Origin of the sequence: Streptococcus oralis, assembly GCF_006175905.1 — a bacterium.
Taxonomy (GTDB): domain Bacteria; phylum Bacillota; class Bacilli; order Lactobacillales; family Streptococcaceae; genus Streptococcus; species Streptococcus oralis_BG.
Genome location: NZ_SSNB01000001.1, coordinates 485,865 through 507,822, shown reverse-complemented (window position 1 = coordinate 507,822; position 21,958 = coordinate 485,865). Strand labels below are relative to the sequence as shown.

Here is a 21,958-nt window from a genome sequence, read left to right as displayed (position 1 = left end):
TGTTTTGCTTCCTAATTTAATGGAGAATAGACTCGTATGCGTATTAAATGGTTTTCCTTAATTAGGATTACAGGTTTACTTTTGGTACTTTTGTACCACTTCTTTCAAACGATCTTTCCTGGAGGATTCTTTGGGGTAGATGTCTTTTTCACTTTTTCAGGATTTTTGATCACTTCCCTCCTTTTAGAAGAATTTGGGAAGGCACGCCAGATTGATTTGCTGGGCTTTTTTAAGAGACGGTTTTATCGTATCGTGCCACCTGTGGTGCTGATGGTTTTGGTGACCATGCCTTTTACTTTCTTGGTTCGTCAAGACTATGTTGCTGGAATTGGTGGCCAGATAGCTGGAGTTCTCGGTTTTATGACCAACTTCTACGAAATGTTAACAGGGGGAAGTTATGAATCCCAGTTCATTCCGCATCTCTTTGTTCATAACTGGAGTCTAGCTGTTGAGGTTCACTACTATATCCTTTGGGGCTTAGCGGTTTGGTTCTTATCGAAACGTTCAAAATCTAGTAGTCAATTGAGAGGGATGGTCTTTCTTCTTTCTGCTGGAGCTTTTATCATTAGCTTTTTCTCCATGTTTATTGGTAGTCTAATGGCGAGTTCCTATTCATCTGTCTACTTTTCAAGTTTGACCCATGTCTATCCCTTCTTTTTAGGAAGTATTTTGGCGACAGTTGTGGGGGTTCGTCAGACGAGCGATTTAGTCAAGCAGTTTGACCGGATGTGGGATCTTCGTCAGAATCTACTGGTATTTATTGCAGGCCTCTTGGTGTTAGTGCTCTTGACTTTCTTTATCAAGTTCACTTACCTGTTTGCGTACTTATTTGGCTTCTTGCTAGCAAGTTTAGCGGCAGTGACCATGATTTTTGCTGCGCGTGTCTTGCATGAGAAAACGCCTGAGATACAAGAACCTCGGATAATTACATTTTTAGCGGATACCAGCTACGCGGTTTATCTCTTCCACTGGCCTTTTTATATTATCTTTTCTCAGTTGATGGGTAATCTGCCTGCTGTTATTCTGACGATCATCTTTTCTTATTTCTTTGCTATCCTATCCTTCTATATTATTGAGCCATTGATTGCCGGTAAATCCAATCCTTTAATACGGAAGATTAGTCGATTGCCTCATATTAAACCAATTAGTGCTGGTGCTGCTGGCATTCTTACCTTGATTACCTTGATTATCATAGCTGTGGCTCCTCAAGTTGGAGCTTTTGAGACAGACTTGATGGTCAATGGTTTCAAACAAGCCCAGACCAATATAGGACAAACAAAGACTCTTGCTGAACAAGCTGAACTGAGTCGTCTAGGAATTTCTGAGGGAACAAGCCTAATAGGAGATTCGGTAGCCTTGCGTGCCAATACAGCTTTACAAGAGGCACTTCCTGAAGCAAATATCAATGCCCAAGTTAGTCGAACGACCAAGCAAGCCAATGACATCATGCTCAATAACAGTCAGAACAAGGCGCTGCTAAAAACAGTTGTCATTGCAACGGGAGTCAACAATCCTGAAGGTTATAAGAATGATTTGGACAGCATCGTTAACAATCTACCGAAAGGACACCATCTGATACTGGTGACACCTTATGAGGGAGACAAGAGCAAGGACACTTATGCATCAGTGGAGCAGTATGCGGCTTATGCGAGAGAATTAGCTGAAAAGAATCCTTACGTGAGCATCGCTGACTGGAATAAGGTCGCTAAGGAACACCCTGAAATCTGGGCTGGAACCGACCAAGTCCACTTTGGGAATGATAGCAACATGATTGAAGAAGGTGCTAAACTCTATGCAGAGACGATTGCAGCTGCTGTTAAGGCTGCTCAAGAACTACCTGTAAAATCAAAATAAGATCAAAGAGTTGGAGAAATCCAGCTCTTTTAAAATATCTATAGAAAATAGGTCTATACCATTTACAAATGAAAAAGAAAGGTTTATAATGTAATTGACATAATAAATTCTAGAATCAATCTATCAAGGAGGTTATCATTATGCCTAATTATATCAAAGCGGATCAGTTTTTCTACCCACACGGAGTTCGTCGTGGCGGTTACTTGGAACTTGTGGATGGCAAGTTTGGCAAACATGTAGAACAGATTCCTGAAGGAGCTGAGGTGATTGACTATACAGGTTATAGCATTGCCCCAGGACTTGTGGATACCCATATTCATGGATTTGGTGGTGTCGATGTCATGGACAATAACATCGAAGGGACCCTTCATACCATGAGTGAAGGTCTACTTAGCACGGGTGTTACCAGCTTCTTGCCAACGACGTTGACTTCCTCTTACGAGCAGTTGCTTGCGGTAACTGAAAATATCGGTGCTCGTTACCAGGAAGCAAGTGGAGCCAAGATTCGTGGAATCTATTTTGAAGGGCCTTATTTCACAGAGAAATACAAGGGAGCTCAAAACCCTGCCTATATGAAAGACCCCCGTATGGATGAGTTTCGTGCTTGGCAAAAAGCAGCCAATGGCTTGCTCAATAAAATCGCCCTTGCGCCAGAACGCGAAGGTGTAGAAGACTTTGTTCGTACGATTACGGGCGAAGGAGTGACTGTTGCTCTGGGACATTCCAATGCGACTTTTGATGAAGCTAAAAAAGCAGTAGATGCTGGAGCGAGTGTTTGGGTACATGCCTACAACGGAATGCGTGGGTTGACTCACCGTGAGCTCGGTATGGTGGGAGCCATGTATGAATTGCCACATACCTATGCAGAGTTGATCTGTGACGGTCACCACGTAGATCCAAAGGCCTGTGACATTTTGCTCAAGCAAAAGGGAACTGAAAATATCGCCCTTATCACGGACTGTATGACAGCTGGTGGTTTGGACGACGGTGACTACATGTTGGGAGAATTCCCAGTAGTAGTTGCTAATGGAACTGCTCGCCTCAAATCTACAGGCAATTTGGCAGGTTCTATCCTCAAACTCAAAGATGGTTTGAAGAATGTGGTCGAATGGGGCATTGCGAATCCGCATGAAGCCGTCATGATGGCTAGCCTCAACCCAGCAAAATCTGTTCACATCGATGATGTCTGTGGTCAAATCCGTGAAGGTTATGACGCTGACTTTATCGTACTGGATAAAGATTTGGAATTGGTAGCAACCTACCTAGATGGTGTGAAACGTTATCAAGCCTAAGAAGATAAAAAATAGGGGTCAATAAAGGACTCCTATTTTTATGATAGGCTGAAAAGGTATTTAAAGAAGTCTTCCTGATGGGAAAGGCAAGCAAAATCCTTTCATTGTTCTAGAAAATTCGTTATAATATACGGTACAAAGGAAGTAGTGAAAATGTATCGTGTTATAGAAATGTATGGGGATTTTGAACCGTGGTGGTTCATAGAAGGTTGGGAAGAAGATGTCATCATGAGTCAATCTTTTGACAAGTACTATGATGCTCTAAAATATTATAAATCATGCTGGTTTGAGCTGGAAAAGAAGAATCCTCTTTATAAGAGTCGGAGTGATTTGATGACTATTTTTTGGGATCCTGCTGATCAGCGCTGGTGTGATGAGTGTGATGAGTATTTGCAACAGTACCATTCTTTGGCACTTTTGCAGGATGAGCAAGTCATCCCCGATGAAAAGCTACGTCCAGGCTACGAAAAACAAACAGGTCAAGAAAAACACCGTTCTTGCCGTATGAAATGGAGATAAAAAAGTAACTTTTTAAGTTGCTTTTTTTATTTTTTTGCGAATAGTTAGATAAGGAGGGCGATATGGTACAAGAAATTGCACAGAAAATTATTGCTACTGCGAAAGAAAAGAAGGCCCAGGATATCTATCTTATCCCCAAGGAAAAGTCCTACGAGCTTCACATGCGGGTTGGAGACGAACGGTGTCTAGTTGACTCCTATGAGTTTGATGTTTTAGCTGCTGTGATTAGTCATTTTAAATTTGTGGCGGGTATGAACGTAGGAGAGAAGAGGCGTAGTCAGCTGGGGTCTTGCGACTATCAGCATGGGGAGAAGAAGTCTTCTCTGCGTTTGTCTACCGTGGGAGATTATCGGGGATATGAGAGTTTGGTCATTCGTTTGTTGCACGATGAGGAACAGGACCTGCATTTCTGGTTTCAGGATATGAACGAACTGGGTGAGCAGTACAGGCAACGGGGGCTCTACCTTTTTGCGGGTCCAGTTGGAAGTGGCAAGACGACCTTGATGCACGAATTAGCCAAGTCTCTGTTTAAAGGACAGCAGGTTATGTCCATTGAAGATCCTGTCGAGATCAAGCAAGACGACATGCTCCAGTTGCAGTTGAATGAGGCGATTGGATTGACCTATGAAAATCTGATCAAACTGTCTCTTCGGCATCGTCCTGACCTCTTGATTATCGGAGAAATTCGTGACAGTGAGACGGCGCGTGCAGTGGTCAGAGCCAGTTTGACAGGGGCGACAGTCTTTTCAACCATTCATGCCAAGAGTATCCGAGGTGTTTATGAACGCCTTCTGGAGTTGGGTGTGACGGAGGAGGAACTAGCAGTTGTCCTGCAAGGCGTCTGCTACCAGAGATTAATCGGGGGAGGAGGAATCGTTGACTTTGCAAACAAGGACTTTCAAGAGCACCAGCCAACTAGCTGGAATGAACAGATTGAGCAGCTTCTTAAAGATGGACATATCACAAGTCTTCAGGCTGAAACGGAAAAAATTAGCTACAGCTAAGCAGAAGAAAATCATCACCCTGTTTAACAATCTTTTCTCCAGTGGCTTTCATTTGGTGGAAATTACTTCTTTCTTGGGCAGAAGTGCCCTGCTGGAAAAGGACTATGTAGCCCAGATGCACCAAGGCTTGTCTCAGGGGAAATCCTTCTCAGAAATGATGGAAAGTTTGGGCTTTTCAAGTGCTATTGTGACTCAATTATCTCTAGCTGAAGTTCATGGAAATCTCCATCTGAGTCTGGGGAAGATAGAAGAATATCTGGATAATTTGTCCAAGGTCAAGAAGAAGTTAATTGAAGTAGCGACTTATCCCCTGATTTTGCTGGGATTTCTCCTGCTAATCATGTTGGGGCTCAGGAATTATTTGCTCCCCCAACTGGACAGTAGCAATATCGCCACTCAAATCATCGGCAATCTGCCGCAAATTTTTCTGGGACTAGCGCTGGTTTGCTCTCTATCTTTACTTTTAGCTCTCACTTTCTACAAAAGAAGTTCCAAAATGCGCGTCTTTTCGATGTTGGCACGGGTTCCCTTTCTAGGAATCTTTATCCAGACTTATTTGACGGCTTATTACGCTCGTGAATGGGGCAATATGATTTCACAGGGAATGGAGCTGACGCAGATTTTTCAGATCATGCAGGAACAAGGTTCCCAGCTCTTTAAAGAAATCGGTCAAGATCTGGCTCAATCCCTGCAAAATGGCCGCGAATTTTCTCAAACCATAGCGACCTATCCTTTCTTTAAAAAGGAGTTGAGTCTCATCATCGAGTATGGAGAAGTCAAGTCCAAGCTGGGGAGTGAGTTGGAAATCTATGCTGAAAAAACTTGGGAAGCCTTTTTTACCCGAGTCAACCGCACCATGAATCTGGTACAGCCACTGGTTTTTATCTTTGTGGCCATGATTATCGTTTTACTTTATGCGGCAATGCTCATGCCCATGTATCAAAATATGGAGGTAAATTTTTAAAATGAAAAAACTCATGACAAATTTAAAAAAAGCCAAGGCGAAAGCTTTCACTTTGGTAGAAATGTTAGTCGTCTTGCTAATCATCAGCGTACTCCTCTTGCTCTTTGTGCCCAATTTGACCAAGCAAAAGGATGCCGTAGATGACAAAGGAAAAGCTGCTGTTGTCAAGGTCGTGGAAAGCCAGGCAGAACTCTATCGTTTGGATAAAAATGATGACGCCAGTCTCAGCAAATTACAAGCGGACGGTCGTATCACAGCTGAGCAAGCCAAAGCTTATAAAGACTACCATGCAAAACAAAAAACAAGTCAAACTGTTGCAGATTAAGGCCTTTACTATGCTGGAAAGTCTCTTAGTTTTGGGACTTGTGAGTATCCTTGCTTTGGGCTTGTCTGGTTCTGTTCAATCCAGTTTTGCAGCGGTAGAAGAGCAGATTTTCTTTATGGAGTTTGAAGAACTCTACCGGGAAACGCAAAAACGCAGCGTAGCTAGTCAGCAAAAGACAAGTTTAAGCTTAGACGGACGGACCATTAGCAATGGCAGTCAAAACTTGACCGTTCCTAAAGGAATTCAGGCACCCTCAGGACAAAGCATTATATTTGACCGAGCTGGGGGCAATTCGTCCCTGGCTAAGGTTGAATTTCAAACCAGCAAAGGAGCGATTCGCTATCAATTATATCTAGGAAATGGAAAAATTAAACGCATTAAGGAAACAAAAAATTAAGGCAGTGATTTTACTGGAAGCGGTAGTTGCTCTAGCCGTTTTTGCCAGCATTGCGACCCTTCTTTTGGGACAAATCCAGAAAAATAGGCAGGAAGAGGCAGAAATCTTGCAAAAGGAAGAAGTCTTGCGTGTAGCTAAGATGGCTCTGCAAACAGGGCAAAATCAGGTAAACATAAATGGAGTTGAGATTCAGGTATTTGCTAGTGAAAAAGGAGTGGAGGTCTACCATGGTTCAGAGAAGTTACTCGACCTTAAAGAGCAGTAAGGTGAGAGCGTTTACTCTCTTAGAATCACTGATTGCCCTTATCGTCATTAGTGGAAGCTTACTCCTCTTTCAAGCCATGAGTCAGCTCCTCATTTCAGAAGTTCGTTACCAGCAGCAAAGCGAGCAAAAGGAGTGGCTCTTGTTTGTGGATCAACTGGAGGCAGAGTTAGAGCGTTCGCAGTTTGAAAAGGTAGAAGGCAATCGCCTCTACATGAAACAGGATGGTAAGGATATCTCTATAGGGAAATCTAAATCGGATGATTTTCGGAAGACCGATACCAGCGGACGGGGCTACCAACCTATGGTTTATGGACTCAAATCAGCTCAAATTACAGAGGGAAATCAACTGGTTCGCTTCCGTTTCCATTTTCAAAAAGGCTTAGAAAGGGAGTTCATCTATCGTGTGGAAAAAGCAAAAAGTTAAGGCAGGCGTTCTCTTATATGCAGTCACCATGGCAGCTATCTTTAGTCTGTTGTTGCAGTTTTATTTGAATCGGCAAGTCGCCCATCACAAAGACTTTGCCCTAAACAAAGAAAAGTTGATCGCTTTCGCCATGGCCAAGCGAAGTAAGGATAAAGCTGAGCAAGAAAGTGGAGAACAAGTCTTTAACTTAGGAAAAGTTAGGTATCACAATACGAAAACAGGTTTTGCAACAAGTGTTCGTATGAATAAGGGCAACTATGAATTTCTCTTTCCTCCGATGGAAACCCAAGAAAAGAAAACAGCTAAAAAGGAAGAGGTAGCGACTGATTCAAGCAATCAAGCAGGGAAGAAAAAATCAGAAGAAAAGCCTGAAAAGAAAGACAAATCCTAGTCAATTCAACTACTTTGTGCTAAACTAAAAGCATGAAACATGATTTTAATCACAAAGCAGAAACCTTTGATTCCCCTAAAAATATCTTCCTTGCAAACTTGGTTTGTCAAGCAGTTGAAGCACAGATTGATTTTCTATCAGACAAGGCAATACTGGACTTTGGTGGTGGGACGGGTCTATTAGCTTTGCCCCTAGCCAAACAGGCCAAGTCGGTTACCCTTGTGGACATTTCAGAGAAAATGCTGGAGCAAGCCCGTTTGAAAACAGAGCAACAAGAAATCAGAAATCTTCAACTCTTGGAGCAGGATTTACTGGTGAATCCCTTAGAGCAACAATTTGACCTGATTGTTGTCAGTCGGGTTCTTCATCATATGCCTGATCTAGATGCAACTCTTGCCATGTTTTACCATCACCTTAGGGAGAATGGACAAGTTCTCATCGCTGATTTTGTCAAGACAGATACCAACCACCATGGTTTTGATTTAGCTGAACTGGAAACCAAGCTCGCCCAGTTTGGTTTTTCGAGCATTGGCAGTCAGATTCTCTATAGTGCTGAAGGTCTTTTCCTAGGAAATTACGCAGAGCTCTTTTTAACAGTAGCCCAAAAATCACTCGCTGACTAAAGCAGTGATTTTTTCTCTTCAGATGGAAAAAATAGGGGAATTTTGATAAGATAGGAATATGGATTTTGAAAAAATTGAACAAGCTTATACGTATTTACTAGAGAATGTCCAAGTCATCCAAAGTGATTTGGCGACCAACTTTTATGATGCCTTAGTAGAGCAAAATAGTATCTACCTAGATGGCGAGACAGAGCTGGAGCAGGTCAAGGAGAACAATCAAGCCCTTAAGCGCTTAGCGCTTCGCAAGGAAGAGTGGCTCAAGACCTACCAGTTTCTCTTGATGAAGGCAGGACAAACGGAACCTTTACAGGCCAATCACCAGTTTACACCAGATGCCATTGCCCTCCTCTTGGTACTTGTTGTAGAAGAGTTGTTTGAACAAGAGGAAATTAGCATCCTCGAAATAGGTTCTGGTATGGGGATTTTGGGGGCTACTTTCTTGACTTCTCTCGCTAAAAAAGTAGATTACTTGGGAATTGAAGTGGATGACTTGCTGATTGATTTGGCAGCCAGTATGTCAGATGTGATTGGTTTGCAGGCTGGCTTTGTCCAAGGAGATGCCGTTCGTCCGCAAATGCTTAAAGAAAGCGACGTGGTCATCAGCGACTTGCCTGTTGGCTATTACCCAGATGATGCCATCGCTTCACGCTATCAAGTGTCTTCTAGTCAAGAACACACCTATGCCCATCATTTGCTGATGGAACAAGGCCTCAAGTACCTTAAGTCAGATGGCTATGCTATTTTTCTAGCTCCGAGTGATTTATTGACCAGCCCTCAAAGTGACTTATTAAAAGGGTGGCTCAAAGACGAAGTAAGTCTGGCTACTATCATCGCTCTGCCAGAGGATATTTTCTCAACAGCAAGCCAAGCTAAAAGTATTTTTGTTTTACAGAAGAAAAGAGATAAGGAACTAGAACCCTTTGTCTATCCTCTTACTAGCTTGCAAGATCCGTCAGTTTTGTTAACCTTTAAAGAAAATTTTCAAAATTGGAGCAAAGGTACTGAAATATAAAAGAGATTTTGTTATAATAGATGAAAACGCTTAAAAAGAGGTATCATCTTATGACAAAAACAATTGCAATCAATGCAGGAAGCTCAAGCTTGAAATGGCAACTTTATCAAATGCCTGAGGAAAAAGTTTTGGCTAAAGGCTTGATTGAACGTATTGGATTGAAAGATTCAATTTCAACAGTAAAATTTGACGGTCGTTCGGAACAACAAATTCTTGATATTGAAGACCACACACAAGCCGTTAAAATTTTATTGGATGACTTGATTCGTTTTGACATCATCAAAGGGTACGACGAGATTACAGGTGTCGGACACCGCGTCGTTGCAGGTGGTGAATATTTCAAGGAATCAACAGTTGTTGAGGGAGATGTGATAGAAAAAGTTGAGGAGTTGGGACTCTTGGCTCCTCTTCACAATCCAGCCAACGCAGCTGGAATTCGTGCATTTAAGGAACTGCTTCCAGATATTACCAGTGTTGTTGTATTCGATACTTCATTCCACACAACCATGCCAGAGAAGGCTTACCGCTATCCTCTACCAACTAAATACTACACAGAAAACAAGGTTCGTAAATACGGTGCTCATGGTACAAGTCACCAGTTTGTCGCAGGAGAAGCAGCGAAACTTTTGGGCCGTCCTCTAGAAGATTTGAAATTGATTACCTGCCATATTGGTAACGGGGCTTCTATCACAGCTGTTAAGGGTGGGAAGTCTGTGGATACTTCTATGGGATTCACACCACTTGGAGGTGTGATGATGGGAACTCGTACAGGAGATATTGACCCTGCTATCATCCCTTATCTCATGCAATATACAGAGGATTTCAATACCCCTGAAGATATTAGTCGCGTTCTCAATCGTGAATCAGGTCTCATGGGAGTTTCTGGCCAGTCAAGCGATATGCGTGATGTGATTGCTGCCATGGAAGCAGGAGACCATGATGCGACTTTAGCCTATGAAATGTACATCGATCGTATCCAAAAACATATCGGTCAATACCTTGCAGTCCTAAATGGGGCAGATGCGATTATCTTCACAGCAGGTATCGGTGAAAATGCAGCTTTGGTTCGTGAGGATGTCATTTCAGGTATCTCTTGGTTTGGTTGTGATGTGGATCCAGAAAAGAACGTCTTTAGCGTAACGGGAGACATCTCAACTGACGCAGCGAAAATCCGTGTCTTGGTTATTCCAACAGATGAGGAATTGGTGATTGCACGCGATGTTGAGCGCTTGAAAAAATAAGCAAATACACGTAAAATTAGATTGTGAAAAGAAGTTGGGAAAGAGATTTTCCAGCTTTTTTTATGTAGAAAATGTCTAAAACCTTGCTGTTATTGGCTTTTTCAAAAAATATGGTATAATAGTAGTAATTTAATAGATGGAGTTGAGTTTTGAAGAAAAGCTTTCGTGTAAAAAGAGAGAAAGATTTTAAGGCGATTTTCAAGGACGGAACAAGTTTTGCCAATCGAAAATTTGTTGTCTACCAATTGGAAAACCAGCAAAACCATTTTCGAGTAGGACTGTCCGTTAGTAAAAAACTGGGGAATGCAGTTACCAGAAATCAAATTAAGAGACGAATCCGACATATCATACAAAATGCAAAGGGGAGTCTGCTAGATCATGTCGATTTTGTTGTCATTGCTCGAAAAGGGGTGGAAACCTTGGAATATGCAGAGATGGAGAAAAACCTACTCCACGTATTAAAGTTATCAAAGATTTACCAGGAAGGAAATGGGAGTGAAAAAGAAACTACAGTTGACTAGTTTGTTGGGCTTGTCCTTGTTTATCATGACAGCCTGTGCAACAAATGGTACAGCTAGCGATATAACAGCAGACTCAACAGACTTTTGGAGCAAATTCGTCTATTTTTTTGCTGAAATTATCCGCTTTTTGTCCTTTGACATTAGTATCGGAGTGGGGATTATCCTCTTTACGATTTTGATCCGGACGATTTTATTGCCGGTCTTTCAGACACAGATGGTTGCCTCTAGAAAAATGCAAGAGGCTCAACCACGCATCAAGGCTTTGCGAGAGCAATATCCGGGTCGTGATATGGAAAGTAGAACCAAGCTAGACCAGGAGATGCGTAAGGTTTATAAAGAGTTAGGGATCAAACATTCATCCTCTCTCTGGCCGATTTTAATACAAATGCCGGTTCTCTTGGCACTCTTTCAAGCCTTGAGTCGAGTAGACTTTTTGAAAACAGGTCACTTTTTATGGATTAATTTGGGAGGAGTAGATACAAGTTTTGTCCTTCCGATTTTGGCGGCAGTCTTTACCTTCTTGAGTAGCTGGTTATCGAATAAAGCTTTGTCCGAAAAAAGTGGAGCTACGACAGGGATGATGTATGGTATGCCCGTATTGATCTTTGTTTTTGCCATCTCCGCCCCAAGTGGTGTAGCTTTGTACTGGGCTGTATCCAATGCTTACCAAGTTCTGCAAACCTATTTCTTGAACAATCCTTTCAAGATTATTGCTGAAAGAGAAGCGGTGGCGCAAGCAGAAAAAGATTTAGAAGGCAAGAAGAGAAGAGCTTTGAAAAAAGCACAGAAAAAGAAAAAATAAGGAGGAATCTGGTAATGGTATTATTTACAGGTTCAACGGTTGAAGAAGCAATCCAAAAAGGATTGAAAGAATTAGACATTCCAAGAATGAAGGCCCACATCAAGGTCGTTTCAAAAGAGAAAAAAGGATTCTTAGGCTTGTTTGGTAAGAAGCCAGCTCAAGTTGATATCGAAGCCATTAGTGAAACGACAGTGATCAAAGCCAATCAGCAGGCCATTAAAGGGGTTCCAAAAGAAGTTAATGAAAAAAATGAACCCGTGAAAACAGTAAGTGAAGCAACTGTTGATTTGGGGCATGTAGTGGAAGCAATTAAGAAGATTGAAGAAGAAGGTCAAGGTGTCTCTGAAGAGGTCAAGGCTGAAATCCTGAAAAATGAAAAACATGCCAGCACGATTTTGGAAGAAACAGGCCATATTTCAATTTTAAATGAATTGGAACCAGAGGATACTGCCGAGGAAGTGGAATCTGCTCCAGAAAAAGAAACTGAAACGCAGGAAGCAACAAGCCAATCTTTGGAAGATTTAGGCTTGAAAGTAGAACCAAGTTATGACATCGAACAAGTGGCAACTGAAGTAGCTAACTACGTTCAAACCATTGTAGATGATATGGATGTTGAAGGGACGATTTCAAGTGACTACAATCGCCGCACCATCAATCTTCAAATTGACACGAATGAACCAGGCCGTATTATCGGCTATCACGGAAAAGTCTTGAAAGCTCTTCAACTATTGGCGCAAAATTACCTTTATAATCGCTATTCAAGAACCTTCTACATCACAATCAATGTCAATGATTACGTTGAACACCGTGCAGAAGTCTTGCAAACCTACGCTCAAAAATTGGCGACTCGCGTTTTAGAAGAAGGGCGTAGCCAACAAACTGATCCAATGTCAAATAGCGAACGCAAGATTATCCATCGCATTATTTCACGCATGGATGGCGTGACGAGTTACTCTGAAGGTGACGAGCCAAATCGCTATGTTGTCGTAGATGCAGAATAAGCAAAGCAAAATCAGGTTCATCCTGATTTTTTGCTAGGAAAGGAAAGATTCAGATATGCTGAAAGCAGTTAGAGAATACCTATCATTTGCAGGAGTTCAGTACCGTAATCCTGATAAAGCTGGCGATGAAAGAGAAAAGATGTTGGATTTGCGGCAAAAAGGTCAAGAGGCTCGGAAGTCTTTTACAGAACTTGCCAATACCTTTCAAGCTAATCATCCAGAATGGCAACTGCAACAGACTAGTCAGTGGATGAACCAAGCGCAACGCTTGCGGCCGCATTTCTGGGCCTATCTACAGAGAGACGGACAAGTGACAGAACCTATGATGGCTCTTCGTTTGTATGGAACACCTGCTGACTTTGGGATTTCTTTGGAAGTCAGTTTCATCGAGCGCAAGAAAGACGAACAGACCTTAGACAAACAAGCCAAGGTTTTAGAACTTCCAGTGGTAGAAGGAATTTATTATCTAGTCTACTCAAATGGGGAAAGTCATAAGGTGGAGGCTAATGAAGAAAATCGTCGTACTTTACGAGAGAAGTTGAGAAATCAGGAAGTTCGTAAAGTCTTAGTCAAGTCAGATGTTTCCCTCATTGAAAATCAGTCAGTAGAAGCGATATTGGAGGAGCTAGAAGATGCTTATACGCGCTTGCTCCCTTACTATGAGGTGACGAGGGAATAGACAAATTAAATGTGTTAGATGAACGCAAATTGTTTTATTGCTATTCTATGCATTTTTTCATATAATAGTAAAATAGGATGTGTGATTCATTAATCACCTCAAAGAGAAAGGAAATTCTATGTCAAATCTATCTGTTAATGCAATTCGTTTTCTAGGTATTGACGCCATCAACAAAGCAAACTCAGGTCACCCAGGGGTGGTTATGGGGGCTGCTCCAATGGCCTATAGCCTCTTTACAAAGCAACTTCGTATCAATCCAGCTCAACCAAACTGGATCAACCGCGACCGTTTTATTCTTTCAGCAGGACACGGCTCTATGCTCCTTTATGCCCTTCTTCACCTTTCTGGTTTTGAAGATGTTAGCATGGATGAAGTCAAGAACTTCCGCCAATGGGGTTCAAAAACGCCAGGTCACCCAGAATTTGGACATACTGCAGGGGTTGACGCTACAACTGGTCCTCTAGGTCAAGGGATTTCGACTGCCACTGGTTTTGCCCAAGCAGAACGTTTCTTAGCAGCCAAATATAACCGCGAAGGCTACAATCTCTTTGATCACTACACTTATGTAATTTGTGGAGATGGTGACTTGATGGAAGGTGTCTCAAGTGAGGCGGCTTCATACGCAGGCTTGCAAAAACTTGACAAGTTGGTGGTTCTTTATGATTCAAATGACATCAACTTGGATGGTGAAACAAAGGATTCCTTTACTGAAAGTGTTCGTGACCGTTACAATGCCTACGGTTGGCACACAGCCTTGGTTGAAGATGGGACAGACTTGGAAGCAATCCATGCTGCTATCGAAATAGCTAAGGCTTCAGGAAAACCATCTTTGATTGAAGTGAAGACTGTTATTGGATACGGTTCTCCAAACAAACAAGGAACTAATGCGGTACACGGTGCTCCTCTTGGAGCAGATGAAACTGCGGCTACTCGCCAAGCTCTTGGTTGGGACTATGAACCATTTGAAATCCCAGCTGAAGTTTACGCTGATTTCAAAGAAAATGTTGCAGACCGTGGCGCATCAGCTTATCAAGCTTGGACAAAATTAGTTGCTGATTATAAAGAAGCTTATCCCGAACTTGCTGCAGAAGTCGAAGCCATCATCGACGGACGCGACCCAGTTGAGGTAACTCCAGCAGACTTCCCAGCATTAGAAAACGGCTTCTCTCAAGCAACTCGCAACTCAAGTCAAGATGCCTTGAACATTGTAGCTGCCAAGTTGCCAACTTTCTTAGGTGGTTCAGCTGACCTCGCTCACTCAAACATGACTTATATCAAGACTGACGGACTTCAAGATGATGCCAATCGCTTAAACCGTAACATTCAGTTTGGTGTTCGTGAATTTGCAATGGGAACAATCTTGAACGGGATGGCCCTTCATGGTGGACTTCGTGTATACGGTGGTACTTTCTTTGTCTTCTCTGACTATGTGAAAGCAGCTGTCCGCTTGTCAGCCTTGCAAGGACTTCCTGTGACTTATGTCTTTACCCACGATTCGATTGCAGTTGGTGAAGATGGTCCAACGCACGAACCAGTTGAACACTTAGCAGGTCTCCGTGCCATGCCAAATCTAAACGTTTTCCGCCCAGCAGATGCGCGTGAAACTCAAGCAGCTTGGTACCTTGCCGTGACAAGCGAAAAAACACCAACTGCCCTTGTCTTGACACGTCAAAACTTGACTGTCGAAGAAGGAACAAACTTTGACAAAGTTGCGAAAGGTGCCTATGTTGTCTATGAAAATGCAGCAGACTTTGACACTATCTTGATTGCGACTGGTTCAGAGGTGAATTTGGCGGTCGCAGCTGCCAAAGAATTGGCAAACCAAGGTGCAAAAGTCCGTGTAGTCAGCATGCCATCGACAGATGTCTTCGATGCTCAAGACGCAGCTTACAAGGAAGAAATCCTTCCAAATGCAGTTCGCCGTCGTGTTGCAGTCGAAATGGGTGCAACCCAAAACTGGTACAAATATGTTGGTCTTGATGGTGCCGTTCTCGGTATTGATACCTTTGGAGCATCTGCCCCAGCACCAAAAGTATTGGCAGAGTACGGATTTACAGTTGAAAATCTAGTCAAAGTCGTTCAAAACTTGAAATAATCGCAGAAATCAGAGTGAAAACTCTGATTTTTTATAACCATAAAAACAAGGCACAATCTTGTAAAAGTAGTTGAAATTTGATATAGTAGTCCTATGTAAAATACAAAGGAGAAAACAATGGATCCAAATATTACTTTTTTAATCATGCTTGTAGGTATGTTTGCCTTAATGTTCTTTATGCAACGTTCTCAAAAGAAACAAGCTCAAAAGCGTATGGAAAGCTTGAACAAGCTTCAAAAAGGCTATGAAGTGATCACAATCGGTGGACTCTACGGAACAGTGGATGAAGTCGATACTGAGAAACAAACAATCGTACTAGACGTAGATGGTGTTTATTTGACTTTTGAATTAGCTGCTATCAAGACAGTGTTGCCACTCAAAGAAGCTGTGACACCAGAAGGAGCAGTTATTGACGAAAGTGGAGCAATCGAAGAATAAAACGGGATTCTATCACTCCCGTTTTTCTATGATATGAGAGGAAAAGGGATGAAAAAAATAGTATTTGTGTGTTTAGGAAATATCTGTCGCAGCCCGATGGCAGAGTTTGTGATGAAGTCCATGACGAGTGATTATCAAATTGAGAGTCGTGCAACTTCGTCTTGGGAACACGGCAATCCGATTCATAAGGGAACGCAAGGGATTTTCCAACAGTATCAGATTCCTTATGACAAAGACAAAACATCGCTTCAGATTGGCAGAGAAGACTTTGAGTTGTTTGATTATATTATCGGTATGGATGCTTCAAACCTTTCAGATTTGCGACAAATGTGTCCTCAAGAACAAGAGCACAAGATTTATGCTTTTGCATCTGAAAGTGTTCCAGACCCATGGTATACAGGAGATTTTGAAGAAACCTACGAGCGCATCACAAGTGGATGTCAAAGCTGGTTAGATCGTCTAGAAAATGAGAGTGACAATGGAAAAGTTTAAAGAAATCTTTGAAAAATATCGAGTATATCTAACTCGCCCGCGTATAGAGATTGCAACAGTTCTTCTAATCGCTATCTGTGCCGTGTCAGTTTTTCTACTAAACACACCCAAAAAGGGTGTCCTGACACTTGATAATGGTGCGCTTGTTTATGATGGCACCTTGGTACGAGGGAAAATGAATGGTCAAGGAACCCTGACCTTTGAAAATGGAGACCAATATACAGGTGCTTTCAATAATGGTGCCTTTAATGGAAAAGGGACTTTCCAATCAAAAGATGGCTGGAAATACGAAGGTGATTTTGTAAATGGTCAGGCTGAAGGTCAAGGGAAGTTGACTACAGAGCAAGAAGTCGTTTATGAAGGAACCTTTAAGCAAGGCGTTTTTCAGCAAAAACAGTAGTCTCCAAGTTAGGAGACTATTTTTTAAAACCAGCAAGAAAGCGCTTTCTTTGTTTGGATTCGATAACTAACTATCAACTAGAAAAACTTTGTGAAATAAAAAAATTTTCTCCATAATTTCACAATCATCCGGCCAAAACTCTATTGCATAGCTATATTGAGAAAAAAGTCACAATCTCAGAAAAATTCTTTGTGAAATACTTATGAAACTGTTTACAAAGCATAAAAAAAGAGTTATAATAAACTTGTGAAATAATTAACAAAGGGTAACATCCTTAAAGGCTATGGAGGGTAATATGGCTGATAAAAAAACAGTAACACCAGAGGAAAAGCAACTTGCTGCTGAGAAGCATGTCGACGGTCTCGTGAAAAAAGCCTTGGTTGCGCTTGATGAAATGCGCAAGTTGAACCAAGAGCAAGTTGACTATATCGTGGCAAAAGCTTCGGTTGCAGCACTTGACGCACATGGTATCCTTGCACAACATGCAGTTGAAGAAACTGGCCGTGGGGTATTTGAAGACAAGGCAACAAAAAACCTATTTGCCTGTGAACACGTAGTGAACAATATGCGTGGAGTTAAAACAGTTGGAGTTATTGAAGATGATCCAATTACAGGTTTGACAAAGATTGCGGAGCCTGTCGGGGTAATCTGTGGTGTCACTCCTACAACAAACCCAACTTCAACAGCGATTTTCAAATCACTCATTGCTTTGAAAACACGTAACCCAATCGTTTTCGCTTTCCACCCATCAGCTCAAGAATCATCAGCACACGCAGCACAAATCGTTCGCGATGCAGCCATCGCAGCCGGTGCACCTGAAAACTGTGTACAATGGATTACAAAGCCATCTATGGAAGCAACTGGAGCGCTAATGAACCACGAAGGTGTTGCAACTATTCTTGCAACTGGTGGGAATGCTATGGTTAAAGCTGCATACTCATGTGGAAAACCAGCTCTTGGGGTAGGTGCCGGAAACGTTCCTGCCTATGTAGAAAAATCTGCTGACCTTCGTCAAGCTGCTCATGATATCGTTATGTCTAAATCATTTGATAATGGGATGGTCTGTGCATCAGAACAAGCTGTTATCATTGATAAAGAAGTATATGACGAATTTGTAGAAGAATTCAAATCATATCACACTTACTTTGTAAACAAGAAAGAAAAAGCACTTCTTGAAGAATTCTGTTTTGGCGTGAAAGCTAATAGCAAAAACTGTGCAGGTGCTAAACTAAATGCAAACATTGTTGGTAAACCAGCAGCATGGATTGCTGAACAAGCAGGATTTAGCGTTCCAGAAGGAACAAACATCTTGGCTGCAGAATGTGCAGAAGTAGGACCAAAAGAACCATTGACTCGTGAAAAATTGTCACCAGTTATCGCTGTCCTAAAAGCTGAAGATACAGAAGACGGTCTGACAAAAGCTCGTCAAATGGTTGAGTTTAACGGACTTGGTCACTCAGCAGCCATCCATACAAAAGACGAAGCTCTTGCTAAACGCTTTGGTACAGAAATCAAAGCAATGCGTATTATCTGGAACTCTCCATCTACTTTCGGTGGTATCGGTGACGTATACAATGCCTTCATTCCATCATTGACACTTGGATGTGGTTCATATGGACACAATTCAGTCGGTGATAATGTGAGTGCGATCAACCTTCTAAACATCAAGAAAGTAGGGAAACGTAGAAATAATATGCAGTGGTTTAAAGTTCCTTCAAAAATTTACTTCGAACGCAATTCTATCCAATACCTTCAAACATGTGAAGATATTGAACGCGTTATGATTGTTACAGACAAATCGATCGAAAAACTTGGTTTTGTTCAACGCATTATTGACCAATTGAACAAACGCAGCAACCGTGTAACTGTCCAAGTCTTCTCAGATGTTGAACCAGACCCAGATATCACAACTGTAGAACGTGGTACTGAAGTGATGAGGGCGTTTGAACCAGACACAATCATCGCTCTTGGTGGTGGTTCTCCAATGGACGCAGCCAAAGTAATGTGGCTCTTCTACGAACAACCACAAATCGACTTCCGTGACTTGGTTCAAAAATTCATGGACATCCGTAAACGTGCCTTCCGCTTCCCATCACTTGGTAAAAAAGCGAAATACATTGGTATTCCAACAACTTCAGGTACAGGTTCAGAAGTAACACCATTTGCCGTTATCTCTGATAAGAAAAACAATCGTAAATACCCATTGGCTGACTACTCATTGACACCAACTATTGCGATTGTTGACCCTGCTTTGGTTGAGTCAGTTCCAGACTTCATTGCTGCGGACACAGGTATGGACGTCTTGACTCACGCGACTGAAGCTTACACTTCAAACTTTGCTAACGACTACACAGACGGTATCGCCCTTCAAACAATCAAACTTGTCTTTGAATGGTTGGAAAAATCTGTTAAGACAGCTGATCCAGAAGCTCGCGAAAAAATGCACAATGCATCTACAATGGCTGGTATGGCCTTTGCCAATGCCTTCCTTGGTATGAGCCACTCAATGGCCCACAAGATCGGTGCGGTTCACCATACTGTTCACGGACGTACAAACGCAATCTTGCTTCCATACGTTATCCGTTACAATGGTACTCGCCCATCTAAGACGACTACATGGCCTAAGTATAACTACTGGAAAGCTGACGAAAAATTCCAAGATATTGCTAGAATGCTTGGATTGCCTCACTCAACTCCAGAAGAAGCGGTTGAAGCGTATGCTAAAGCAGTTTACGATCTTGGTGAAGCAGTTGGAATCACAATGAACTTCAAAGGCTTTGGAATCGATGAAAAAGCTTGGAAAGACAGCTTGCATGAAATTGCCTTGCTTGCTTATGAAGACCAATGTTCACCTGCTAACCCACGCTTGCCAATGGTAGCTGACATGGAAGAAATCATGGCAGATGCTTACTATGGTTATGCAGAACGTCCAGGACGTCGTAAATAATCGTTTATCAGCCTAGAGGCAGGAGTTATCCTGTCTCTTTTTTGTAAACTCTGAAAGAGTTGAAATTGTAGTTTCACCTTGATAATGAAGAGAATATGCAGATATTATAAAAGATTCTAGAGATATGCTTTGGAAATAAAAGAATGGATGAATAAAAAGGGGGAGAAAAAGTAGAAAAGCAGGAGAGAAAATCAACGCCCGTACTTGCAATTAAACTCAAATAGTTATATAATAGGTTTGTTGAAAGGTGATTTGTAGTGATTCAAGTTACTCTTTTCACAATAAAAATTTCATGATTTTCATAAGGAGGAAATCACTAATGGTAGTTAAAGTTGGTATTAACGGTTTCGGACGTATCGGTCGTCTTGCTTTCCGCCGTATCCAAAACGTAGAAGGTGTTGAAGTTACTCGCATCAACGACCTTACAGATCCAGTTATGCTTGCACACTTGTTGAAATACGACACAACTCAAGGTCGTTTTGACGGTACTGTAGAAGTTAAAGAAGGTGGATTCGAAGTTAACGGTAAATTCGTTAAAGTTTCTGCTGAACGTGATCCAGAACAAATCGACTGGGCTACTGACGGTGTAGAAATCGTTCTTGAAGCAACTGGTTTCTTTGCTAAGAAAGCAGCGGCTGAAAAACACTTGCACGCTGGAGGAGCTAAAAAAGTTGTTATCACTGCTCCTGGTGGAAACGATGTTAAAACAGTTGTATTTAACACTAACCACGACGTTCTTGACGGTACTGAAACAGTTATCTCAGGTGCTTCATGTACTACAAACTGCTTGGCTCCAATGGCTAAAGCTCTTCAAGACAACTTCGGTGTTGTAGAAGGATTGATGACTACTATCCACGCTTACACTGGTGACCAAATGATCCTTGACGGACCACACCGTGGTGGTGACCTTCGCCGTGCTCGCGCTGGTGCTGCAAACATCGTTCCTAACTCAACTGGTGCTGCTAAAGCTATCGGTCTTGTAATCCCAGAATTGAACGGTAAACTTGACGGATCTGCACAACGTGTTCCAACTCCAACTGGATCAGTTACTGAATTGGTAGCAGTTCTTGAAAAGAACGTTACTGTTGATGAAGTGAACGCAGCTATGAAAGCAGCTTCAAACGAATCATACGGTTACACAGAAGATCCAATCGTATCTTCAGATATCGTAGGTATGTCTTACGGTTCATTGTTTGACGCAACTCAAACTAAAGTTCTTGATGTTGACGGTAAACAATTGGTTAAAGTTGTATCATGGTACGACAACGAAATGTCATACACTGCACAACTTGTACGTACTCTTGAATACTTCGCAAAAATCGCTAAATAATTCTTGAGTCGATAAAAGCAAGGCCTTCTGGTCTTGCTTTTTTGTATAGAAAAATGAATGATAGTGTCATCCATTTTGTTTTAATTCTATTTCGAAAGTATCCGAGAGGGCAGTGAAACTCAATTTTTCTAAGGTGAGTGGATGAGTAAAGGAGAGTCGAAAGGCGTGGAGCATCAGCCGGCTCGTTTTTGATCTAGAGTTATAGAGAGGATCGCCCAGGATAGGATGCTTGTGATGAGAGAGGTGAACACGGATTTGATGTGTTCGACCGGTCTTTAGTTTGCAACGAACAAGGGTAGTCTTGTTTGGGAATTGTTTTAATCGACTGATATGTGTTTCAGCATATTGTCCATTTTTTGCATCAACTATTCTTTTTCTACGATCGTGTCGATCACGACCAATTTTATCTCGAAAGACAAGTTCTTTACTCTCTACTCGCCCTTCTATAAGTGCCCAGTACTCACGAGCGATTTCCTTTTTTTCCAACAAACGATTGAGAATGGGTAAGATAAAAGGATTTTTAGCAAAAAGCACTAAACCGCTTGTTTCCATATCCAGGCGATGAACGACATAGCAGGTTTGGCCAACGTAGGCAGAGACGTGATTGAGAAGAGCAATTTCACCAGGTTGATTTCCGTGAGTTTTCATTCCTTCTGGCTTGTTGACGATAATGAGATGTTGGTCTTGGTAAATCTCTTGAACGAGGTCTAGATTGCCCCAAAGGATTTCTTTTTTGGGATAATCTTCCTCGTCAAAAGTCAACTGACAAATGTCACCTGGTTTCACCATTTCGTTCCAGTGAACTTGTTTTTGATTGATCAAGATGTTCTTCTTGATTCTTAGAAAATGGCGAATCTTTCTAGGAATGAGAAGTTGTTCCTCTAGAAATTGTTTGACCGTCATTTGAGGCAAGGATTCAGGTAATGTAAATATGAATTGCAT

24 protein-coding genes are annotated in these 21,958 nt (G+C 41.9%); 23 read left to right on the top strand and 1 reads right to left on the bottom strand.

Annotated elements, in window-relative coordinates:
* Nucleotides 1-36: 36 nt before the first annotated feature.
* The 23 genes from E7Y33_RS02470 (at nt 37) to gap (ending at nt 21,016) form a co-directional block, all read left to right on the top strand.
* Nucleotides 37-1,854 (top strand): acyltransferase family protein, encoded by a 1,818-nt coding sequence (locus E7Y33_RS02470; RefSeq protein ID WP_084917151.1) that lies wholly within the window; start codon nt 37-39, stop codon nt 1,852-1,854.
* A 140-nt stretch (nt 1,855-1,994) separates the two neighbouring features.
* Nucleotides 1,995-3,146 carry an N-acetylglucosamine-6-phosphate deacetylase gene (gene nagA, locus E7Y33_RS02465; protein ID WP_001134441.1) on the top strand — a complete coding sequence of 384 codons (1,152 nt, stop codon included), beginning with the start codon at nt 1,995-1,997 and terminating at the stop codon, nt 3,144-3,146.
* Between the two features lie 153 nt (nt 3,147-3,299).
* On the top strand, nt 3,300-3,665 hold the full coding sequence (locus tag E7Y33_RS02460) for a DUF1033 family protein (RefSeq protein ID WP_000286399.1): 366 nt from the start codon (nt 3,300-3,302) through the stop codon (nt 3,663-3,665).
* Nucleotides 3,666-3,727: 62 nt separating this feature from the next.
* Nucleotides 3,728-4,669: a competence type IV pilus ATPase ComGA gene (comGA, locus tag E7Y33_RS02455; protein WP_139689555.1), complete on the top strand. Its 942-nt coding sequence runs from the start codon at nt 3,728-3,730 to the stop codon at nt 4,667-4,669.
* Nucleotides 4,617-5,633, top strand: coding sequence for a competence type IV pilus assembly protein ComGB (gene comGB / locus E7Y33_RS02450; protein WP_084848879.1), 1,017 nt, complete (start codon nt 4,617-4,619; stop codon nt 5,631-5,633). Before comGA ends, comGB begins: the two co-directional genes overlap by 53 nt.
* Nucleotide 5,634: 1 nt before the next feature.
* Nucleotides 5,635-5,958 (top strand): competence type IV pilus major pilin ComGC, encoded by a 324-nt coding sequence (comGC, locus tag E7Y33_RS02445; RefSeq protein ID WP_061416676.1) that lies wholly within the window; start codon nt 5,635-5,637, stop codon nt 5,956-5,958.
* A complete protein-coding gene (comGD, locus tag E7Y33_RS02440; protein ID WP_070696776.1) occupies nt 5,921-6,355 on the top strand; it encodes a competence type IV pilus minor pilin ComGD in 435 nt (144 codons plus the stop codon). The genes comGC and comGD overlap by 38 nt, the downstream gene beginning before the upstream one ends.
* On the top strand, nt 6,318-6,620 hold the full coding sequence (gene comGE / locus E7Y33_RS02435) for a competence type IV pilus minor pilin ComGE (protein ID WP_161976024.1): 303 nt from the start codon (nt 6,318-6,320) through the stop codon (nt 6,618-6,620). Before comGD ends, comGE begins: the two co-directional genes overlap by 38 nt.
* Complete coding sequence (gene comGF, locus E7Y33_RS02430) at nt 6,583-7,044, top strand: competence type IV pilus minor pilin ComGF (protein ID WP_139689554.1); 462 nt, start codon at nt 6,583-6,585, stop codon at nt 7,042-7,044. Before comGE ends, comGF begins: the two co-directional genes overlap by 38 nt.
* Nucleotides 7,022-7,435, top strand: a complete 414-nt coding sequence (gene comGG, locus E7Y33_RS02425) for a competence type IV pilus minor pilin ComGG (RefSeq protein ID WP_139689553.1) — start codon at nt 7,022-7,024, stop codon at nt 7,433-7,435. The genes comGF and comGG overlap by 23 nt, the downstream gene beginning before the upstream one ends.
* A gap of 32 nt (nt 7,436-7,467) precedes the next feature.
* Nucleotides 7,468-8,058 (top strand): class I SAM-dependent methyltransferase, encoded by a 591-nt coding sequence (locus tag E7Y33_RS02420; RefSeq protein WP_161976023.1) that lies wholly within the window; start codon nt 7,468-7,470, stop codon nt 8,056-8,058.
* 58 nt (nt 8,059-8,116) lie between these two features.
* Entirely contained in the window at nt 8,117-9,070 is a 954-nt protein-coding gene (locus E7Y33_RS02415) for a class I SAM-dependent methyltransferase (RefSeq protein WP_139689552.1), read from the top strand.
* A gap of 50 nt (nt 9,071-9,120) precedes the next feature.
* Entirely contained in the window at nt 9,121-10,311 is a 1,191-nt protein-coding gene (locus E7Y33_RS02410; protein ID WP_139689551.1) for an acetate kinase, read from the top strand.
* 149 nt (nt 10,312-10,460) lie between these two features.
* Complete coding sequence (rnpA, locus tag E7Y33_RS02405) at nt 10,461-10,832, top strand: ribonuclease P protein component (RefSeq protein WP_139689550.1); 372 nt, start codon at nt 10,461-10,463, stop codon at nt 10,830-10,832.
* Nucleotides 10,807-11,634, top strand: coding sequence for a membrane protein insertase YidC (locus E7Y33_RS02400; protein ID WP_000728097.1), 828 nt, complete (start codon nt 10,807-10,809; stop codon nt 11,632-11,634). The genes rnpA and E7Y33_RS02400 overlap by 26 nt, the downstream gene beginning before the upstream one ends.
* 14 nt (nt 11,635-11,648) lie before the next feature.
* On the top strand, nt 11,649-12,635 hold the full coding sequence (gene jag, locus E7Y33_RS02395) for an RNA-binding cell elongation regulator Jag/EloR (protein ID WP_139689549.1): 987 nt from the start codon (nt 11,649-11,651) through the stop codon (nt 12,633-12,635).
* A gap of 55 nt (nt 12,636-12,690) precedes the next feature.
* A complete protein-coding gene (locus E7Y33_RS02390; RefSeq protein WP_044020136.1) occupies nt 12,691-13,314 on the top strand; it encodes a hypothetical protein in 624 nt (207 codons plus the stop codon).
* A 118-nt stretch (nt 13,315-13,432) separates the two neighbouring features.
* Nucleotides 13,433-15,409: a transketolase gene (tkt, locus tag E7Y33_RS02385; RefSeq protein WP_139689548.1), complete on the top strand. Its 1,977-nt coding sequence runs from the start codon at nt 13,433-13,435 to the stop codon at nt 15,407-15,409.
* 117 nt (nt 15,410-15,526) lie between these two features.
* Entirely contained in the window at nt 15,527-15,847 is a 321-nt protein-coding gene (gene yajC / locus E7Y33_RS02380; RefSeq protein WP_139689547.1) for a preprotein translocase subunit YajC, read from the top strand.
* A gap of 48 nt (nt 15,848-15,895) precedes the next feature.
* The gene (locus tag E7Y33_RS02375; protein WP_139689546.1) at nt 15,896-16,339 is read left to right on the top strand and encodes a low molecular weight protein-tyrosine-phosphatase; all 444 of its coding nucleotides are present in this window, start codon (nt 15,896-15,898) and stop codon (nt 16,337-16,339) included.
* The gene (locus tag E7Y33_RS02370; RefSeq protein WP_139689545.1) at nt 16,326-16,739 is read left to right on the top strand and encodes an MORN repeat-containing protein; all 414 of its coding nucleotides are present in this window, start codon (nt 16,326-16,328) and stop codon (nt 16,737-16,739) included. The genes E7Y33_RS02375 and E7Y33_RS02370 overlap by 14 nt, the downstream gene beginning before the upstream one ends.
* A gap of 295 nt (nt 16,740-17,034) precedes the next feature.
* Nucleotides 17,035-19,686, top strand: a complete 2,652-nt coding sequence (gene adhE, locus E7Y33_RS02365) for a bifunctional acetaldehyde-CoA/alcohol dehydrogenase (protein ID WP_000763998.1) — start codon at nt 17,035-17,037, stop codon at nt 19,684-19,686.
* 319 nt (nt 19,687-20,005) lie between these two features.
* Complete coding sequence (gene gap, locus E7Y33_RS02360; RefSeq protein ID WP_000260678.1) at nt 20,006-21,016, top strand: type I glyceraldehyde-3-phosphate dehydrogenase; 1,011 nt, start codon at nt 20,006-20,008, stop codon at nt 21,014-21,016.
* Between the two features lie 66 nt (nt 21,017-21,082).
* Here gap and E7Y33_RS02355 read toward each other — a convergent pair whose 3' ends face one another.
* The gene (locus E7Y33_RS02355; protein ID WP_139689544.1) at nt 21,083-21,958 is read right to left on the bottom strand and encodes an RluA family pseudouridine synthase; all 876 of its coding nucleotides are present in this window, start codon (nt 21,956-21,958) and stop codon (nt 21,083-21,085) included.

Bases quoted from the DNA above. Each gene is read 5' to 3' on its own strand.
- E7Y33_RS02470 (WP_084917151.1), top strand. From the start codon at position 37: ATGCGTATTAAATGGTTTTCCTTAATTAGGATTACAGGTTTACTTTTG.
- nagA (WP_001134441.1), top strand. From the start codon at position 1,995: ATGCCTAATTATATCAAAGCGGATCAGTTTTTCTACCCACACGGAGTT.
- E7Y33_RS02460 (WP_000286399.1), top strand. From the start codon at position 3,300: ATGTATCGTGTTATAGAAATGTATGGGGATTTTGAACCGTGGTGGTTC.
- comGA (WP_139689555.1), top strand. From the start codon at position 3,728: ATGGTACAAGAAATTGCACAGAAAATTATTGCTACTGCGAAAGAAAAG.
- comGB (WP_084848879.1), top strand. From the start codon at position 4,617: ATGGACATATCACAAGTCTTCAGGCTGAAACGGAAAAAATTAGCTACA.
- comGC (WP_061416676.1), top strand. From the start codon at position 5,635: ATGAAAAAACTCATGACAAATTTAAAAAAAGCCAAGGCGAAAGCTTTC.
- comGD (WP_070696776.1), top strand. From the start codon at position 5,921: ATGCAAAACAAAAAACAAGTCAAACTGTTGCAGATTAAGGCCTTTACT.
- comGE (WP_161976024.1), top strand. From the start codon at position 6,318: ATGGAAAAATTAAACGCATTAAGGAAACAAAAAATTAAGGCAGTGATT.
- comGF (WP_139689554.1), top strand. From the start codon at position 6,583: ATGGTTCAGAGAAGTTACTCGACCTTAAAGAGCAGTAAGGTGAGAGCG.
- E7Y33_RS02420 (WP_161976023.1), top strand. From the start codon at position 7,468: ATGAAACATGATTTTAATCACAAAGCAGAAACCTTTGATTCCCCTAAA.
- E7Y33_RS02415 (WP_139689552.1), top strand. From the start codon at position 8,117: ATGGATTTTGAAAAAATTGAACAAGCTTATACGTATTTACTAGAGAAT.
- E7Y33_RS02410 (WP_139689551.1), top strand. From the start codon at position 9,121: ATGACAAAAACAATTGCAATCAATGCAGGAAGCTCAAGCTTGAAATGG.
- jag (WP_139689549.1), top strand. From the start codon at position 11,649: ATGGTATTATTTACAGGTTCAACGGTTGAAGAAGCAATCCAAAAAGGA.
- E7Y33_RS02390 (WP_044020136.1), top strand. From the start codon at position 12,691: ATGCTGAAAGCAGTTAGAGAATACCTATCATTTGCAGGAGTTCAGTAC.
- tkt (WP_139689548.1), top strand. From the start codon at position 13,433: ATGTCAAATCTATCTGTTAATGCAATTCGTTTTCTAGGTATTGACGCC.
- yajC (WP_139689547.1), top strand. From the start codon at position 15,527: ATGGATCCAAATATTACTTTTTTAATCATGCTTGTAGGTATGTTTGCC.
- E7Y33_RS02375 (WP_139689546.1), top strand. From the start codon at position 15,896: ATGAAAAAAATAGTATTTGTGTGTTTAGGAAATATCTGTCGCAGCCCG.
- E7Y33_RS02370 (WP_139689545.1), top strand. From the start codon at position 16,326: ATGGAAAAGTTTAAAGAAATCTTTGAAAAATATCGAGTATATCTAACT.
- adhE (WP_000763998.1), top strand. From the start codon at position 17,035: ATGGCTGATAAAAAAACAGTAACACCAGAGGAAAAGCAACTTGCTGCT.
- gap (WP_000260678.1), top strand. From the start codon at position 20,006: ATGGTAGTTAAAGTTGGTATTAACGGTTTCGGACGTATCGGTCGTCTT.
- E7Y33_RS02355 (WP_139689544.1), bottom strand. From the start codon at position 21,958: ATGCAATTCATATTTACATTACCTGAATCCTTGCCTCAAATGACGGTC.